Genomic DNA, 15,599 nt, shown 5'->3' with positions numbered 1-15,599 from the left:
CGTTGACGCAGGCTGGTGTAGTGGTCGGCGAGGATGTTGAGTGGTAGGTGCTGGCCGTCGCCCTGGGCCCACAGGGTGGTCAGCCCGGTGACGAGTGTCTCGTTGTCCATGGCGTGCAGCCGGTTGTAGACGGTGGCCTGTTGCTGGCCGCGGTAGGCGCGGGCGATCTCGGGAGGCAGGCCTGCGGGATTGTTCTGGTAGGCGGCCAGTCGGTCGGCGACCACTTTGATGATGTCGTCTTGGAGGGCTTTGAGTTCTCTGCCTTGTGGGCGTGTGGTGTTGGGGTCGTCCAGGAACCGGGCCAGACGAGAAATCGGGTGGATCCGGCTGTGGGTTTGCAGGTGGAGATAGACGGCGGTGCGTGCCTGCGGGGTCATCGACCACAGCACCGAGGTGATCAGGCACAACCCATCGGCCGGGGTATCGGTGAACCCCGGCAGAGCACCACCACCACCCGCCATGACCGGAGCGGAAACCACGACCGGATCGGTGACAGTGACCGGGGCGGGGGTGGTGTCGTTCATCTCCACATCCGGCGGCACCGGCGTGGTGGCGTGGTCTTGGGTGGTGGCCTGATCTTGGGTTGAGGTGTGGGTGGTGTGGGGTGCGGCGCCGGGAATAAGCGGGTGATAGGCGACCGGATTGCCGTTGGGGTCGAAGACGAAGGACGTGACATTGGCGATCTGGTGAGGTTTGTCCCTGACCGGCGCGGAGACCTGGGCATCGGAATACACCAGGGTGCCGCGGTCGTTGAGGATGTTCATCGCGTGCCCGTCGCGGTTCCCCAGTGTCCAGTCGAAGCTGATGATCGCGGCCGAGCCGTGGCCGAGCTTGCGCAGTTTCCGCTCGACCGCGTCCAACGCGCCCGGCCCGCTACCCGGCTCGAGGGCCGGGTAGACACCCGCGTATTCCTGCATGACGACGGGGATCAGGTCATCGGTCTCCCGGTCCGTCCAGGACTTCCAGGTCGGGGCGATCTGAGGAGCGCCGAACCAGGCCTCGTTGAGCGCGAGAGCGGTCAACGCGCAGTTGAGCTGCCGGGCCGGGTCCGACCGCGTCCCCAGCGTGTCGTCCTCGTCGTCGACCACTTCGGCCGTGTTGATCATGTTGTGCCAGACGTCCGGCTCACCGGCCTGATCCATCAGCGGATGGACCATCGGCATCACCTGCCCGTCACCGTCCTGCACGCTCGGGAAGAGCAGCTCCAGCAGTTCCTGGTCCTCCTGCTCGGGCGGCTGAATGTGCTGGGCGTACCGGGCCGTCAACTCGGGCAGACCCACCCGTTGTGCCCGCACCGACGAATCGACCCGCGGACCGTGCGGATGGGCATAGCCGAAATAGTCGAACACGGTGTCCTGCCCGTCGAATACCCCGCCCCGCGTGGTGACCTTCCAACCCGCCCCGAACGGGGCCAGCTCGTAGCCCACCGAGCCCGCCCCGCCGCCGGGCACCTGACCACCGGGCACCTGCAGGGTGTGCCGGTAGCCCCCGTCCGACTGCCGCCGGGTGATGATCGCCATGTCCCTGTTGTCGACAGACACCCCGATCCGCGCACTGGACAGCCGCCCCCGCGAATCGAACACCAGCCGCACACCATCCTGCTGATCTTCCAACCGCAGCCCGCCGTTGTCCGGTTGCCACCGCAACTGCTGCGACCTGCCGCCCACGGTCAACTTCGCCAGCCCACCCGCGGGCTCCGTCCCCGCCGTCGTGGTCGTGGTCGTGGTCCGCGCCCGCGTCCGATAGGTGTGCCCGGAACCAGCCGTGGGATAGGTCAGCCGCACACCACCCGACAACACCCGCCCGCCAGAACCGGCTCCCAACCGGCCATCACTGTCCAACTGGCCGCCGGCACCATCCCCGCCACCACCCCAGACGCCGAGATCGACATTGACCTGTTCCTCCCGCAGCACCCCGTCCCGCCCGTAAACACGATGAGCACCGTCACCACGATCCACACGGACCTGCGGACCGTCCTCACTCACCACCCCCTCGTACAACACCACCCCACTCACGGCATCCACCACCCGACCCCGCCCACCAACCAACCGCTCCACCCGCACCCCAGCCGCATCCACCACCACCCCCTCCACCAACACCCCACCCACCACCGAACCCACAACCCCAACCTGCCCAAACCCAGACGTCACAACAACCACCCAATCCCGCGACCCGCCCAGCACATCCGACAGCACCGCAACACCCAACAAACCCCTACCCCCACAACACGACCACCCGCCCACCCGCAGTTCACCCACACCAGAAACAGTCCCTGGCCGAGTTTCTCGGTTCTAGCAGGAGCATGGGTGCGCGCGTTACAGTCCGTTCATGGCCATGTCTGTCCTGGTCGCTGAAGACAACGAGATGCAGGCCGAGATGCTTGGCCACTACCTGCGGCAGGAGGGTTACGAGGTTCGCATCGTGCACGATGGACGATCGGCCATCGATGAAGTCCGTCGCGACCTGCCGGACCTGTTGATCCTCGACGTGATGATGCCCAAGGTCGACGGGCTGGATGTGGTGCGCGTGCTGCGCGCCGAATCGGATCTGCCAGTCCTGATGCTCACCGCGCGGTCGACAGAGGACGATCTGCTGCACGGCCTCGATCTGGGTGCGGACGACTACGTCACCAAGCCGTACAGCCCAAGGGAGTTGATGGCGAGGGTGCGTACCTTGTTGAGACGTGCGCAACGCGCGGGCAGTGGCGACTCGCGGCTGACGGTAGGGGGCCTGGTCGTCGACCTCGATCGACACGAGGTGCGCATCAACGCCGCACCAGTCGAGTGCACCTCGTCGGAGCTCCGGCTTCTGCACACGATGGCGACCGTGCCGGGCCGGGTGTTCAGCCGGGCACAGTTGCTCAGCGCGGTGCACGGGCTCGACGGATACATCACCGAACGCACCATCGACTCTCACGTGGTGAACCTGCGCAAGAAAATCGAGGAACAGCCGCGCCGACCCGCTTATCTGCTCACCGTACATGGTGTCGGATACAAGTTGGTGGATGGCTCGGGTGGCCGGTAGGCACGGTCTGTTGGCCAGGCTGCTGACGGCGGTCTCGGTCGTCGCGTTGTGCTCGATCACCGCGACCGCCTGGCTGGTCGCGCAGAGCACGTCCGCCTCCATCCGGCAGGAGGTGGGCGACACGCTGGCCAGCGACGAGCGCACGTATCAGGCGTTGCTCACCCACGCCGTGCAGAACCGGACGTGGGACGGGGTGAAGTTGGAGCCGAACGGCAGGCGGCTCGTCCTCACCACGCCGGAACGCAAGCCGATCGCGGACTCCGGCGGCAGCGTCGGTGTGAGCGCCCTGCCCGCGACGCCGTCCGCGTTGATTGACCCGCTGAACGTTGATCTCAAACTCGCACCGGATGCGCCGACGGACCGGATCGACAAGCGGGTCACGGGTCCGTTCACGCTGCTCACCGACGACCGAGCTCAGCTCGACGAGGCTGCCCAGTTATACGTCACCAGATGCGCCCCCGGATCCCATGCGCCGGGCGGTATCCAGCATTCGGCGGGTGGGCGTCCGCTCGTCGCGATCGACCGCACTCGCCCGATCCCAACGGGGCCTGGATGCGTCCTGGCTGATCAGCTGCTGTCCTCGTCATCCCCCGCAGAGATTCTTGCAATGAGGCAGCTCACTGCATTGGTCGGCGCCTGCCGCAAGCAAAAGAACGCGCCTGAGGCTCAGGTCCGGTTCGACACGAACTGGGACGTGGTCTCCGACGACTCGGAGTGCCTTGTGAGCGCCCGGCGCACGCAGCTCCGCCCTTATGTCGCGCCTCCCGCGCTGCTGTTCGTGACCGAGGCAACGGGCGAGCCGACGCAGTCCACCGAGTTCTCCGTCGACATTGGACGGATCGCACTCGTGGCGGCGATCATCCTGCTGTTGACAGTGGGCGTGAGCGTGCTGCTCGCGACCAAGCTCGTGCGGCCGCTGCTCGCGCTCACCGCCGCCGCGGAACGGATGCATCGCGGCGAACTGGACGCGCGTGTCGAGGTCCGGTCGGGCGGTGAGATCGGGCGGCTGGCGCAAGCGTTCAACGCCATGGCCGAGCACCGCGCCCGCATCGACTCGCAGCGCCGCGCCATGACCAACGACATCTCGCACGAGCTGCGCAATCCCATCGGCACGATCCGCAGCTGGTTGGAGGGCGCCAAGGACCGTGTGGTCCAGCTGGACGAGGGACGACTGTCGGCGTTGCTGAACGAGACCCTTGTGCTGCAACACCTCGTCGACGACCTGCAGGACCTTGCGAAGGCCGAGGCGGGCGAGCTGCGCCTGCACCCCGAGCCAATCGACCTCGGCGAGCAACTCGAGCAGCTGGCAGCCGCGTATCCCCGTGTGCGCGTCGAGGGTGGTGGCCAGGTGCACGCCGATCCTGTACGGCTGCGGCAAATTCTCACCAACCTTGTCACGAACGCGCTGCGGTACGGCACGGTGGTGCGTGTGCGCGCCGCCCGCGTCGCCGAGCACGTGCGGATCGATGTCAGCGACAACGGCATCGGCATCGCGGAGGCGGATCTGCCGCACGTCTTCGACCGGTTTTGGCGCGCGGATCGCTCTCGCACCAGGGAAACCGGCGGCACTGGACTCGGGCTGGCCATCGTGCAGGCTTTGGTGAAGGCGCACGGCGGTTCCGTGACGGTCGACAGCGAAATCGGTCGCGGCACGCGGTTCACCATCACGTTGCCAGGACACTGAGAGCACAATTTCCTGACAAATCGTCAGCATGCTGTTTCACATGAAGACGATTCAGAAGTTGATGGCAGGCTCCGCGCTCATCCTGCTGGCCGCGTGCTCGCCCGGTGAGAACAAGTCTGATCAGGTGGCCTCGGTGCAGACGGGCGGCAACACCTCAGCCAGCTCGTCGGCCAACGCGGCGCCTCCTGCGGGTGAGCAGCCGCGTCGTCGGCTGGACATGTCCAAGGCTGAGGAAGATGCGTTGTTCGACGCACACCAGAAGTGCCTGGAGGAGAAGGATCCGGAGGGCGGAGTCGACGGCACGCCGGGTCCAGAGGGTGTCAGGATCCACAATGACGAGGCCTACAAGGCATGTGCCTCTAAGTGGCCGCTACCGCCGTGGGAGATGGACTCCAGCAATCCCACGTTCGCGGACAAGTGGCACAAGAACGTGCAGTGCCTCAACGAGAAGGGGCTCAAGGTCACCGAGACCGAACCCGGAAGCTGGGTCTACAACGGCACTCCGACGATGAGCACCGAGGAGCAGGACAAGATCACGAAGGACTGCGAGCGGGAGATTTTCGGCGGAGGCCAGAAGTGAAGAAGCCAGTGGTGATCACCGCAGTCGCGGTGACCGTCCTGGCCACAGCGGGTGTGCTCGGGTTCACCTGGACCTCGCGAGCGAAACCGCAGCCGGATCAACCCCCCGCCGCGCCGAAGACGGTGGCGGTGACGAAGACCGATCTCGCTGACTACCAGGACTTCAAGGCAAGCCTGGGGTTCGGCGCGGCCCAGCAGGTGACTGGTCGTAAAGCGGGTACGCTCACCTGGTTGCCCGCACCTGGCGGTGCCGTCGACCGCGGCCAGCCGCTGTACAAAGTGGACAACCGTCCGGTGTGGCTGTTCTTCGGAGACACCCCGTTGTGGCGCAAGCTCGACACGCCGGGACTCAAAGGCCCAGACGTGAAGATTCTCAAGGAGAACCTTGCCGCGCTCGGGTTCAACGCCGGCGCTGGCGAGGAGTTCACACCGGCGACGGTGGACGCGGTGAAGCGTTGGCAGAAGGCGCAGAAAGTCGAGGAGACCGGCCTGGTCGATCCCGGCGAAGTGGTTGTGCTGCCTGGGAAAATGCGGATTGATTCGGTGCCGGCGCGGCTGTCCACGTCGGCGGAGGGTGTGCTCATGTCCGTCACCACGCCAGACAAGGCGATCTCCGCGTCAGTGGAGGCCACGCAGGTCGACGTGTTCAAGAAGGACATGAAGGTCACCGTGATCCTGCCCTCTGGCAAGGAGACCACTGGCACGGTCCGCGGCGTCAGCACGACCGTGCAGGAGGAGAAGACCGGTGACGGGCAAGCCGCGGCCACGGTTGCTGTCGACATCGGCCTGGACGACCCGGCTGCGGTCGGCGATCTCAACACGGGCCCGGTGCGGCTGAGGGTCGCGGCCACGACCAGGAAGGGAGTGCTGGCGGTGCCGGTGACCGCGCTGCTCGCTCTGCGCGAGGGCGGATACGCCGTGCAGGCACCGGACGGCAAGCTGATCGCCGTAAAGATCGGCCTGTTCGCGGGCGGCATGGTGGAAATGTCCGGCGGCGGCATCGGAGAGGGCGTTCAGGTGGTGACTACGTCATGACCCCCGTCCTTCGGATACGCGACGCGATCAAGGAGTATCCCGGCGGAGTCCGTGCGCTCGACGGCGTCTCCCTGACACTCGAAGCCGGAGAGGCGGTAGCGATCGTCGGCCCTTCCGGGTCCGGCAAGTCCACGCTGCTGAACCTGCTCGGCACGCTCGACCGGCCCACCAGCGGCACGGTCGAGGTGAGCGGACAGGACATCGCACTGTTGTCGGACCGGGAACTGTCGGCGTTGCGCGGGCGCACGATCGGGTTCGTGTTCCAGCAGTTCCACCTCGCCGACGGGTTGAGCGCAGTGGAGAACGTCGCCACCGGCCTGCTGTACGCGGGCGTGCCCCGCAGGGAACGTCCCGCGCTGGCGATCGAAGCCTTGGAGCGGGTGGGGCTGTCGCATCGACTGGAACACCGGCCGCACGAGCTCTCAGGTGGGGAGCGACAGCGCGTCGCGATTGCGCGGGCCCTGGTCAACCGGCCGGCGCTGGTGCTCGCCGACGAGCCGACCGGCGCGCTCGACACCGCGACCGGTCAGGCGGTGCTGGAGCTGTTGACCGACCTGCACACTCAGGGCACGACGATCGCCGTGATCACGCACGACCGCGAGATCGCGGCGCAACTACCGCGCCAGGTGGAGATCCGAGACGGAAGGATCCGCGGGTGAGCCCGGTCGATCTCCTGTTGCTCGGCCTGTTCCCTTTGCGCACCAAGCCGTTGCGTGCCGTGCTGTCCGCGCTGGGCATCTCGATCGGCATCGCCACGCTCGTCGTCGTGACGGGTATTCCCGCGTCCAGCCAGCGGGCGCTGATGGACGAGTTCGCGACACTGGGCACGAACCTGCTGTGCGCCGAGGCCACCCGCCTAGCGGATCCCGACTCCGATGCATCGTTGCCACCGGAGTCGGTGGAAATGGTGCATCGGATCAAGCCCGCCCGGCAGATCGGCGCGGTCGCCAACACGCACGCAGTGGTTCGGCGATCCGATCAGGTCCCCGAGTCCGAAACGTCCGGGCTGACCGTGCTCGCCACCTCGCTGTCGCTGCTCGACACGCTGAACGGCAAAGTGCACTCGGGCACATTCCTCAGCGATGTCACGGACAAGTTTCCCACCGTCGTGCTCGGCAACGTCGCCGCGACTCGGCTCGGCATCACCGAGGTGCGCGACCAGGCACAGCAGGTGCGGGTCAACGACAGGTGGTTCACCGTCGTCGGTGTACTCGCTCCGATGCCGCTCGCCCCAGAGGTGGAACGATCGGTGCTGGTGGGTTGGGAAGCAGCCCGCGTCGAACTCGGCTTCGACCAGCGTCCGACCGTGATCTATCTGCGTGCCGAGGATTCCGCGCTCGACGACGTGCGCGCAGTGCTGCCCGCGACGGTGTACCCCCAGAAGCCAGCACAGGTGCAAGTCAGCAGGCCGTCCGACGCGCTGATCGCGAAGCGGTTCACCGAGAACACGTTCTCCGCGCTCATGCTCGGCCTGGCGAGCGTGGCGCTGCTCGTCGGCGGCGTCGGAGTTGCGAATACCATGGTGATCTCCGTCCTGGAACGCAGGCGGGAGATCGGTCTCCGCCGGGCGCTCGGAGCTCACCGCGGTCAGGTGCGCGCGCAGTTCCTCACCGAGTCTGTGGTCCTGTGTGTGCTGGGTGGCCTCGCGGGCGTGTTGCTCGGTCTACTTGGCACGGCGTTGTACGCAGCCGCGCAGGGCTGGCCGACTGTCATGCCGCTCGCCACCGTGCTCACCGGCCTCGGGGCCGCGGTGGCAACCGGCGTGATCGCCGGCGTATACCCCGCGGTTCGCGCATCCCGCCTCACTCCCACCGAGGCATTGGCCACCGCGTAGTCATTGGGAGTGTGCGGCCCCGGCGGCGAGCCGGGGCCGCACAACGGTCCTGTAGTCGGGCGATGAGCTGGGGAACTCGAACGGGCCTTACCCCGGATATTGGACACGGGTTTATGCGGCTTGGGTCAGCGTAGCTGGTGTCGGGGTGAGGCTGCTCTCGTAGCTGATCGGGGACATCTGTCCGAGGCGGGACCCGGCTTCCGCAGCTCGTAGGCAAACGACCCGCCGAATTCGGGCCTTGAGCTGGGAGAACAGGGATTGCCGAGCTGCCGGAACCGTTCGACGGCCGCGTTGATGTGTCGGAACTGGGCGTCGCGGTCCGGTACTTGGCTGCCGGCTCGGGTCTTGGCCATGCCCTGCAGGCTGAACCCCATTCGGTGCAGCATCTTTCCGATCACCGGGGCGCTGACCGGGTGTCCGGCGCCGGCAAGCTCTCGGGCCAGGTCCCGCAGCGAGGCGGTGGTCCAGCGCAGCGGGGACACCGGGTCGCCGACCTCCCGCGGCTCGATCAACGCCTCCAGGACTGGAACCAGACCGGGGTCGTTCTCGGCTGCGGACTTGCGCCCGCCGCCGGGCCTGCGCACCCGCCGCAGCGGTTCGGCGCCGTCGGCCAATTCGGCACGCCCTCGCACGATGGTCGACTCCGACACCTCCGTCAGCCTGGCCACCGCGCTGATCCCGCCGTGCCCCAACGCCTCGGCCTCGGTGGCCAGATACAGACGACGCCGCCGCTCATCCAGATGCGGCAGCAACGCAGCGAACTTCACATCCAGCACCGCCATGGCCCGTTCCGATATCCCCGGCAGCCCGTGTACCACGCAAATGATCATGATGTAGCCGGAACACCACCAGTAATTTCGTTACGGGCCCTCACCAGCGCGTCTCCCCGGCGAAATACTTTGCCGCCTTGCGCAGGATGTCGCGTTCCTCCTCCAACTCACGGATCCGCTTGCGCAGCGCGGCGTTCTCGTCCTCCGGCGCGCTCGAGGGCGACACGGTCGCGGGGTGGCGGTCTGTGATCCGGTGCGCTGCCTGTCGTCGAGCCTGATCCAGTTGCGCAGCGTCTCGGAGTTGATCCCGAGATCATCGGCCACGGACCTGATCGTCGCGCCCGGACGGGACCGGTACAGCGCGACCGCCTCGGCCTTGAACTCCGGCGGGTAGTGCTTCATCGCCATCTGTGCGGGACTCCTGTCCACCCGGACCATCAAGATCTAAGTGTGTCTGGTGTCCAACATCCGGGGTCAAGGCCCCAGGTGAACACTCCTGTTCTGCTTGATGATCAGCGCTGGTCCATCCTGAGAGCTCGATCTTGACATCGTCGTGCTCGCCTTCAGATCGCAGCGGAGGCGATCGACAGCGGTGCTGTCGGAATCGTCGTCGCTGTTCACAATGTGTTGTGAACCTTTGGGAGGTTGTGGACGTGGTGGTGTTGTGTGGATTCCAGAGCATATGAAGGGTCCTTCTGCGGTGGTGGCGCCGCGGTGTCACGAGGTGTTGGTGAAGCGGACTGGTGTTGTCTCGTTGGACGGTGAGCGGGTGTCGGATGGCGGCGACGATCATCATGCCGTGATCTTGGACGTGTTGCAGCAGCACGCGATGTCGCGTGGCGACCCGGTCGAAGCGATCGTGCTGGACCGGCGCGAGCGCTACGCCGCGCGGATCGAGGTCGCGCCGGATGGGTCGAGTCGGCTGGTGTCGGAGTACTGAGACTTCGCCGGGCCCGACTTCCTCCCTGGGGCTCGGCGTACCGGGCTCGGTGGTGAGTGAGTGCCTTCCCCGTGCGCATTCCTCACCACCCGGCCACTCTCAACAACACAATAGAATCCGGCACGACACGGTGCTCATGTTCGTTGGTATGGAAAGGAAAACAACGTCGAGCAGGTCGTGTCCACGGCGGGCAAGACGAGCGTTGGACTGGCCTCCGCACTCGTGCTCGTCGCCTGGCGAATCTCCGTGGGCACACGTCCGAAGTGACCAACAGGACCTCGTCATCGACGAGGCACGTGCGGACGATTGTCCTGCGGACGGGGCGTTCGACTCCGTGCCTGTCGATGTGGACAGTTGCGCCGATGTGAAGGAGAACCCGCTGCGGCGGAAGACTCTGCACATGCCGAGAACAGGCTGGCGAAACGCAGATCATCGTTCGCTGCTGGTTCGCGGTGATGGTCGTGACAGTCGCGACCATTCTGTTCCGGCACAGCAACGGCCTGCAAGACCTGCGCGTCTACCAGATCGATGGCGCGCAGTGGCTCGAGGACCCGCCGCTGTACGCTGGGGGTTTCCCGGTCCGAACGGGTTGCCGTTCACGTATCCGCCGTTCGCCGCGGTGTTGTTCAGCTGGGTCGCGTTGTTGCCGTGGGGCTCGTGATCGCGCTGTGGACTGCGGTAAGGGTGTTGTTCTACAGCGGTACCTGTCTCGCGGCCGCGTGGCACGTCCCGCGGCGCACGATCGCGATCGGACTCGGGGTTGCCGCGGCGAGTCTCGTGCGGGAGACGTTGATGCTCGGGCAGATCAACCTCGTGCTGATCGGGCTCGTGGCGTTGGACTGCCTGTTGCCCAAGCCGCCGTGGCCGCGCGGGATGCTCATCGTGTCGCCGCCGCGATCAAGTTGACGGCGATCTTCGTGTTGTTCTTCCTGCCCCGCAAGCACTGGCAGCCGGTCGTCACGGCCGCGCTGAGCTTCGTCGGGTGCGGTGTGATCGGGTACGCGTTGGCGCCCGAGGACTCCGCGGACTTCTGGTTGCACGCGATGCTCGACCCTGGACGGGTCGGCGGGCTCGCCTACACCGCCAACCAGTCGCTCAAGGGGTTGTTGTTCCGGCTCGGGATCGCCGTTGTGGGCGGTGCTGTGTCTGGCTACGGTCGCGCTGACGTGGTCGTGAGGCACGCTCGGCGCAACGGTGATGACCTCGCCGCGCTCGTGGCGGTCGCCACGGCCGGGTTGCTCGTCTCGCCCGTGTCGTGGTTGCGCCACTGGGCGTGGATCGGGCCCGCGCTGATCCTGCTCTTCGCGCACGCCCGCAAGGCGTTGCTCCTGGTGGCCGCCGCCTTCGCGATCGGCCCGCACTGGCTGCTGCCGCACACGCAGGACTAGGAGCTGCACTGGTCCTGGTCGCAGCACGTCATCGGCAACAGCTACGTGCTGCTCGGCGTGGCGCTGCTGGTGTTCCTGTTCGCACAGCACCGCAAACCCGTCCATCGACCCGCACTCGCACCACGTGGTGGTATTGAGGCGGGTAGTGGCAGTATCGACAGCGGTGGTCGGCACCCGCCACGGCCGCGACCACCGCCCCGCCCACGACAGACCCCCGTGAGCAACCGGGCCACCTCTTCATAGCCCTGACCACTGAACAGGCACATCGCCAACACGAAGTACACCACCACCCGCAGCGGCAACAGCCGGTCACGCTGCCCTTCCCGCCCGGTCCCGACGATGACCTCGTCCACCAACTCGGACGGAAACGTCCCGGTCAGCAGACCGATCGCGATCCGATCCGACAACCGCGCATCCGTGACGGGCTTGACCTGCCCAGGCCGTGGCATCAGGGCGCCCTGGACGATCAACCTACCGGCAGAGCCTTAAGAGCGTGTCTCACGTGGTTGCTTTGCGGAGTTCTTGTAGCAGGTGAGTGTGGCCGCGAGGGTGAGGAAGGCGCAGAAGTGGTCGGCGTAGCGGTCGTAGCGGATGCCGAGCCGGTGGTAGCCGAACAGCCAGGCGATCGATCGTTCGATCACCCAACGGTGTCTGCCGGGCTTCGTGCTCGAGTCGATCCCTTTGCGGGCGATGCGCACGGCGATGCCCTGCTCGCGTACCCAGCGTCGGAGGTCGACTTGGTCGTAAGCCTTGTCGCCGTGGAGCTTGGCCGGTGTGCGGCGGCGGGGACCACGCCGGGACTTGACCGCCGGGATGGCCATCACCAGGGCTTGAGGGCGTGGGAGTCGTTGGTGTTCGCGGCGGACACGGCCACCGACAACGGTGTCCCGGCGCGATCGGACAGCACATGGATCTTCGAGCCGGTCTTGCCGCGGTCGACCGGGTTCGGCCCGGTCACGGGTCCCCTTTTTTGGCCCGGACCGATGCTCCGTCCAGGACTGCCCGCGACCAGTCGATCAGGCCGTGGCCGCCCAGTTCGTCCAGGACCGCGCGGTGCAACCGGCGCCACAGCGCGGCCTTGGTCCAGTCGGCGAACCGGCGATGCGCCGTGGGCACGGTGACCCCGAACGACGGTGGCAGGTACCGCCAGGCACAACCACTGGTCAACACGAACACGATCGCGGTGAACACCGCACGGTCGTCCGCCGGTGCCGTTCCGCCGCCCTGCGGACGTGGCTCAAACCCCGGAATCAACGGCTGCGCCAACGCCCACAACTCATCCGGCACCAACCGCCGCGACAACTCATCCACCACGAGAGCGATCATGACAGACCATGATCAACCACGTGAGACAAGGTCTAAGGGTCACGCCGATCACCTGCAGCGGTTCTCCGATGGTGCGTGCATACAGACTTCGGTGCCCGCCCCGAGGCGGGCACCGAAGTCGACAACCCATCGATGGATCCGTGGCGTCAACGTGCGGCGACGTCGGCCATCTGGCCGCGGATCGCGCCGCCGGGGAACTGTTCGGTGTGGAGGTTCGCGTAAAACTTCTCCGGTGACTTCTTGATCTCCTCGACGGTATCGGCGGGAACGGCGTCAGACGTACCGGAAACAGCGAACACCGACATCGGGATGGGAGTCTTGACCAGGTCCACCGCGATCGGTCCATTCGCGCCGATGTCACCCTTGTGAATGTGTGCTGCGGTGGGCAGCGCGCCGAGCCAGGCGAGGCCGAAGCCCACCCGGTCGCCCTGTGGGCGGAGGAACGCAACGCTGCGCGCGGTGGGATCGCCGACCGCCGGCCCGCCAGCCTCCGGGACCTCCTGATAGCCGGAGAGCTGCGCCTGTTCACCGCCGCCTTCGAGCAGCCTCAGCACGTCCACGTCGTTCGTGGCCTTGCTGAGCTGGCCGCGCAGCGCTCCTTTGGGGAACTCCTCGTTGTGCAGGTTCAGGTAGAAGCCGCTGGAGTTGGCGCGCAGCGCGTCGGCGGTCTTGGGGTCATCCACCGTCACGGCACCCGCTGCGGCGGTGACGGTTGCGGGCATTGCTGTGGTGAACAGTGGAACGGCGACATCCCCGTTGACACCGCGGTCGCCCAGGTGGACGTGTCCCGCAGTGGGAGCGCCGATTCCCTTCCAGGCGAACGCGAACGTGACGCGGTTGCCGAGCACGCGGATCGCGCCGGTGGCGCCGCCATCCGGATCCCCAGGCGTTTCAACCTCGCTCTTGCCGTCGAGTGTCGTAGTCAGGAACAACGGCACCTTCGGATCGGTGTTTCCGCCGCCATCGTTCGGCTTCTGGGGCGTCGTGCGGGACGGGTTCTTCGGCGTTGCCGGTGACGTGGGTTCAGCCGCCGCTGTTGCGGTGGCAGATGTCAGCAGACCGACGGCCACGACCGTCAGGGCGGCGATGTGGGCTCGCATTCTGTCCTCTCGAAGCATGGTGTGGTTGTCGAGACAACCGGTGCATCACCCTCGACACGAGTGGATCGCCGAGCAGAGTTCATCTTTTGTGGACAACTTGTGTGAACTGTGCGGTGCCACAGTCGCGTGCTCGTTGTGAACCCCCTCGTTCTCAGAAGGAGTACAAGTGCGTCTGATCAACCTCGTGGGCGGCGTCGCCCTTGTCGCCGGGCTCGCCGCCTGCAGTGACGATCCTCTCCCGCCGTACAAAGCGGACCATGGGGCAGAACACGGAGCGCAACACGGAGATTCGAAGCCCGCCAACGGTGGGGCGAAGATCGACGTCGATGCAAAGGTCGCCGTGAAGGTGAGCGAGTCGCGGCTCGGACCCATTCTGACCGACCAAAACGGACGGACCCTCTACGGCTTCCTTCGGGACGTGGAGGGCGCGGACGCCTGCAAGGCGGACTGCGTCGCGACGTGGCCGGCGTTGATCAGCCGGGAGCCGGCGGCGAACGGGTCGGGGGCCGACCAGAAGTTGTTGGCGCTGAGCGACAGGCCGGACAAGACCAAGCAGGTCAAGTACGGCAAGTGGCCGCTGTACTACTACGTCGGCGACGCCGTCGCCGGTGACATCGACGGCCAGGACGTAGATGGCGCCTGGTTCGTCATTGCCCCGGACGGCTCTGTCGTCAAGAAGCCCTGACCCTCGCAATCCCCAGGAGTGGAACATGTCCAAGCATCGCAAGGTGAAGAAGTTCTGGATCACCGTCGGATCAGTGTCGATGTCCGTCGTTGCCACGGCCGCCGTCGTGCTCGCGGTCAAGGCGGGCGCGAACGTAGGCCTCGCCGCGGCGGATGGTGCTGACGAGAGCTCGTTCGTCGACATCACCAAGGTGAAGACCAACGTCAAGGAGGTTAAGGAGGGGAACGACGCCACCACCGGCACGTTCACTGTCGACTGCGGTCGCAACGAGGAGGAGCACTTCAATCCGGACAACTTCATCGCACAGCCGGGTGTGCGCAACGGCGCCGCGCACCTGCACGACTACGTCGGCAACCTCTCGACTGACGCCGGCTCGAACCTCAAGTCACTCGAGAAGGCCGACACCACGTGTGGCAACGGTGACAAGTCGACCTACTTTTGGCCAGTCCTCCGCATCAACAAGGAGAACAACGAAGGCGAAAAGAAGAGCAAGATCAAGGAGGACGGCAAGAAGGAGGACGGCAAGAAGGAGGACGGCAAGAAGAAGGAAGAGGACAACAAGGGGAAGGACGAGAACAAGGACGGCCCCAGGGGCGAGGACAAGGAGCTGGAGGACAACGAGGGTGAGATCCAGCGTCCGGAGGTGGTCGATCTGGCCTTCCGCGGCTCGCCGGTCGGTGAGGTCGTCGCGATGCCGAAGTTCCTCAAGATCCTTTACGGTGAGGCCAAGGTCGGCGCCAACGGCGACAAGAACGCGCGGGCTTCGTGGACGTGCACGGGTTTCGAGGAAAAGGTGCTGATCAACAAGTACCCGATCTGCCCGCAGGGTTCGAAGATCAAGCGCATTCACGACTTCGCGAGCTGTTGGGACGGCAAGAACACGGACTCGGAGAACCATCGAGACCACATCGTCTATCCCAAGGAAGACGGCACGTGCGAGAAGGGCTTCAAGGCCGTTCCGCAGCTGCGGATCTCGCTGACCTACAACATCCCCAGGGACGTGCAGGTCAAGAAGCAGTACGCAATCGACTCGTTCCCGGAGGAGCAGCACGACCCGTTCTCCGACCACGACGACTTCGCGAACGTCATGTCGCAGCAGATCATGAACAGGCTCGTCAACTGCATCAACACCGGCAAGAGGTGCAAGGAGTAGGTCGAATCTCCTGAAAGCGGTCGTGGGGGGGGGGGGGGGGGGCCGGGGCCACGCGGGCGGCCGGAGGCGGGCAACCCCCAC

Annotated in this window: 15 protein-coding genes and 3 pseudogenes; 11 read left to right on the top strand and 7 right to left on the bottom strand. The window is 66.1% G+C overall.

Annotated features, from left to right (window positions below; all coding sequences use genetic code 11):
• On the bottom strand, positions 1–2,120 hold a 2,120-nt coding region (locus FKR81_RS41150), incomplete at its 3' end, for a toxin glutamine deamidase domain-containing protein (protein ID WP_222598582.1).
• A 208-nt stretch (positions 2,121–2,328) separates the two neighbouring features.
• On the opposite strand from FKR81_RS41150, the gene FKR81_RS41140 reads away from it, so the two are divergent.
• From FKR81_RS41140 to FKR81_RS41120, 6 genes are all read left to right on the top strand, one after another.
• The gene (locus FKR81_RS41140) at positions 2,329–3,024 is read left to right on the top strand and encodes a response regulator transcription factor (protein WP_146360730.1); all 696 of its coding nucleotides are present in this window, start codon (positions 2,329–2,331) and stop codon (positions 3,022–3,024) included.
• Positions 3,025–3,136: 112 nt separating this feature from the next.
• Positions 3,137–4,708: a sensor histidine kinase gene (locus FKR81_RS41135; protein ID WP_186763482.1), complete on the top strand. Its 1,572-nt coding sequence runs from the start codon at positions 3,137–3,139 to the stop codon at positions 4,706–4,708.
• A 40-nt stretch (positions 4,709–4,748) separates the two neighbouring features.
• Entirely contained in the window at positions 4,749–5,288 is a 540-nt protein-coding gene (locus FKR81_RS44150; RefSeq protein ID WP_186763481.1) for a hypothetical protein, read from the top strand.
• An 11-nt stretch (positions 5,289–5,299) separates the two neighbouring features.
• Positions 5,300–6,322, top strand: coding sequence for a peptidoglycan-binding domain-containing protein (locus FKR81_RS41130; protein WP_186763480.1), 1,023 nt, complete (start codon positions 5,300–5,302; stop codon positions 6,320–6,322).
• Positions 6,319–6,981 (top strand): ABC transporter ATP-binding protein, encoded by a 663-nt coding sequence (locus FKR81_RS41125; protein ID WP_146360725.1) that lies wholly within the window; start codon positions 6,319–6,321, stop codon positions 6,979–6,981. Before FKR81_RS41130 ends, FKR81_RS41125 begins: the two co-directional genes overlap by 4 nt.
• The gene (locus FKR81_RS41120; RefSeq protein WP_146360723.1) at positions 6,978–8,156 is read left to right on the top strand and encodes an ABC transporter permease; all 1,179 of its coding nucleotides are present in this window, start codon (positions 6,978–6,980) and stop codon (positions 8,154–8,156) included. Before FKR81_RS41125 ends, FKR81_RS41120 begins: the two co-directional genes overlap by 4 nt.
• A 254-nt stretch (positions 8,157–8,410) precedes the next feature.
• On the opposite strand, the pseudogene FKR81_RS41115 reads toward FKR81_RS41120, so the two are convergent.
• From FKR81_RS41115 to FKR81_RS46135, 3 genes and pseudogenes are all read right to left on the bottom strand, one after another.
• Positions 8,411–8,938 (bottom strand): annotated as a pseudogene (locus FKR81_RS41115) (ISAzo13-like element transposase-related protein); the annotation flags it as partial.
• A gap of 88 nt (positions 8,939–9,026) precedes the next feature.
• Positions 9,027–9,152, bottom strand: coding sequence for a hypothetical protein (locus FKR81_RS45765; RefSeq protein WP_268891617.1), 126 nt, complete (start codon positions 9,150–9,152; stop codon positions 9,027–9,029).
• A 65-nt stretch (positions 9,153–9,217) separates the two neighbouring features.
• Positions 9,218–9,328 (bottom strand): annotated as a pseudogene (locus tag FKR81_RS46135) (transposase); the annotation flags it as partial.
• A gap of 397 nt (positions 9,329–9,725) precedes the next feature.
• Between FKR81_RS46135 and FKR81_RS44145 the strand changes: the two are divergent.
• The 3 genes from FKR81_RS44145 (at position 9,726) to FKR81_RS41100 (ending at position 11,254) form a co-directional block, all read left to right on the top strand.
• The gene (locus FKR81_RS44145; RefSeq protein WP_186763479.1) at positions 9,726–9,866 is read left to right on the top strand and encodes a hypothetical protein; all 141 of its coding nucleotides are present in this window, start codon (positions 9,726–9,728) and stop codon (positions 9,864–9,866) included.
• Between the two features lie 648 nt (positions 9,867–10,514).
• Positions 10,515–10,772, top strand: coding sequence for a glycosyltransferase 87 family protein (locus FKR81_RS41105; RefSeq protein ID WP_186763478.1), 258 nt, complete (start codon positions 10,515–10,517; stop codon positions 10,770–10,772).
• A complete protein-coding gene (locus FKR81_RS41100; RefSeq protein ID WP_186763477.1) occupies positions 10,727–11,254 on the top strand; it encodes a glycosyltransferase 87 family protein in 528 nt (175 codons plus the stop codon). The genes FKR81_RS41105 and FKR81_RS41100 overlap by 46 nt, the downstream gene beginning before the upstream one ends.
• Positions 11,255–11,295: 41 nt before the next feature.
• Here FKR81_RS41100 and FKR81_RS46130 read toward each other — a convergent pair whose 3' ends face one another.
• The 3 genes and pseudogenes from FKR81_RS46130 to FKR81_RS41085 all read right to left on the bottom strand — a co-directional run bounded on the left by FKR81_RS46130 (position 11,296) and on the right by FKR81_RS41085 (position 13,680).
• Positions 11,296–11,703: a transposase domain-containing protein gene (locus tag FKR81_RS46130; RefSeq protein WP_407936591.1), complete on the bottom strand. Its 408-nt coding sequence runs from the start codon at positions 11,701–11,703 to the stop codon at positions 11,296–11,298.
• Positions 11,704–11,739: 36 nt separating this feature from the next.
• A pseudogene (locus FKR81_RS41090) lies at positions 11,740–12,580 on the bottom strand (IS5 family transposase).
• 146 nt (positions 12,581–12,726) lie between these two features.
• Positions 12,727–13,680, bottom strand: coding sequence for a CHRD domain-containing protein (locus tag FKR81_RS41085; RefSeq protein WP_186763476.1), 954 nt, complete (start codon positions 13,678–13,680; stop codon positions 12,727–12,729).
• A gap of 166 nt (positions 13,681–13,846) precedes the next feature.
• Between FKR81_RS41085 and FKR81_RS41080 the strand changes: the two genes are divergently transcribed.
• Both FKR81_RS41080 and FKR81_RS41075 read left to right on the top strand, forming a co-directional pair.
• Positions 13,847–14,365: a COG4315 family predicted lipoprotein gene (locus FKR81_RS41080; RefSeq protein ID WP_146360713.1), complete on the top strand. Its 519-nt coding sequence runs from the start codon at positions 13,847–13,849 to the stop codon at positions 14,363–14,365.
• Positions 14,366–14,444: 79 nt separating this feature from the next.
• The gene (locus FKR81_RS41075) at positions 14,445–15,518 is read left to right on the top strand and encodes a DUF1996 domain-containing protein (RefSeq protein WP_407936590.1); all 1,074 of its coding nucleotides are present in this window, start codon (positions 14,445–14,447) and stop codon (positions 15,516–15,518) included.
• Positions 15,519–15,599: the final 81 nt, after the last annotated feature.

This window comes from Lentzea tibetensis, assembly GCF_007845675.1.
Lineage (GTDB): Bacteria > Actinomycetota > Actinomycetes > Mycobacteriales > Pseudonocardiaceae > Lentzea > Lentzea tibetensis.
Note: the sequence above shows the minus strand (reverse complement) of the source record. Positions and strands in the feature narration are given on the sequence as shown.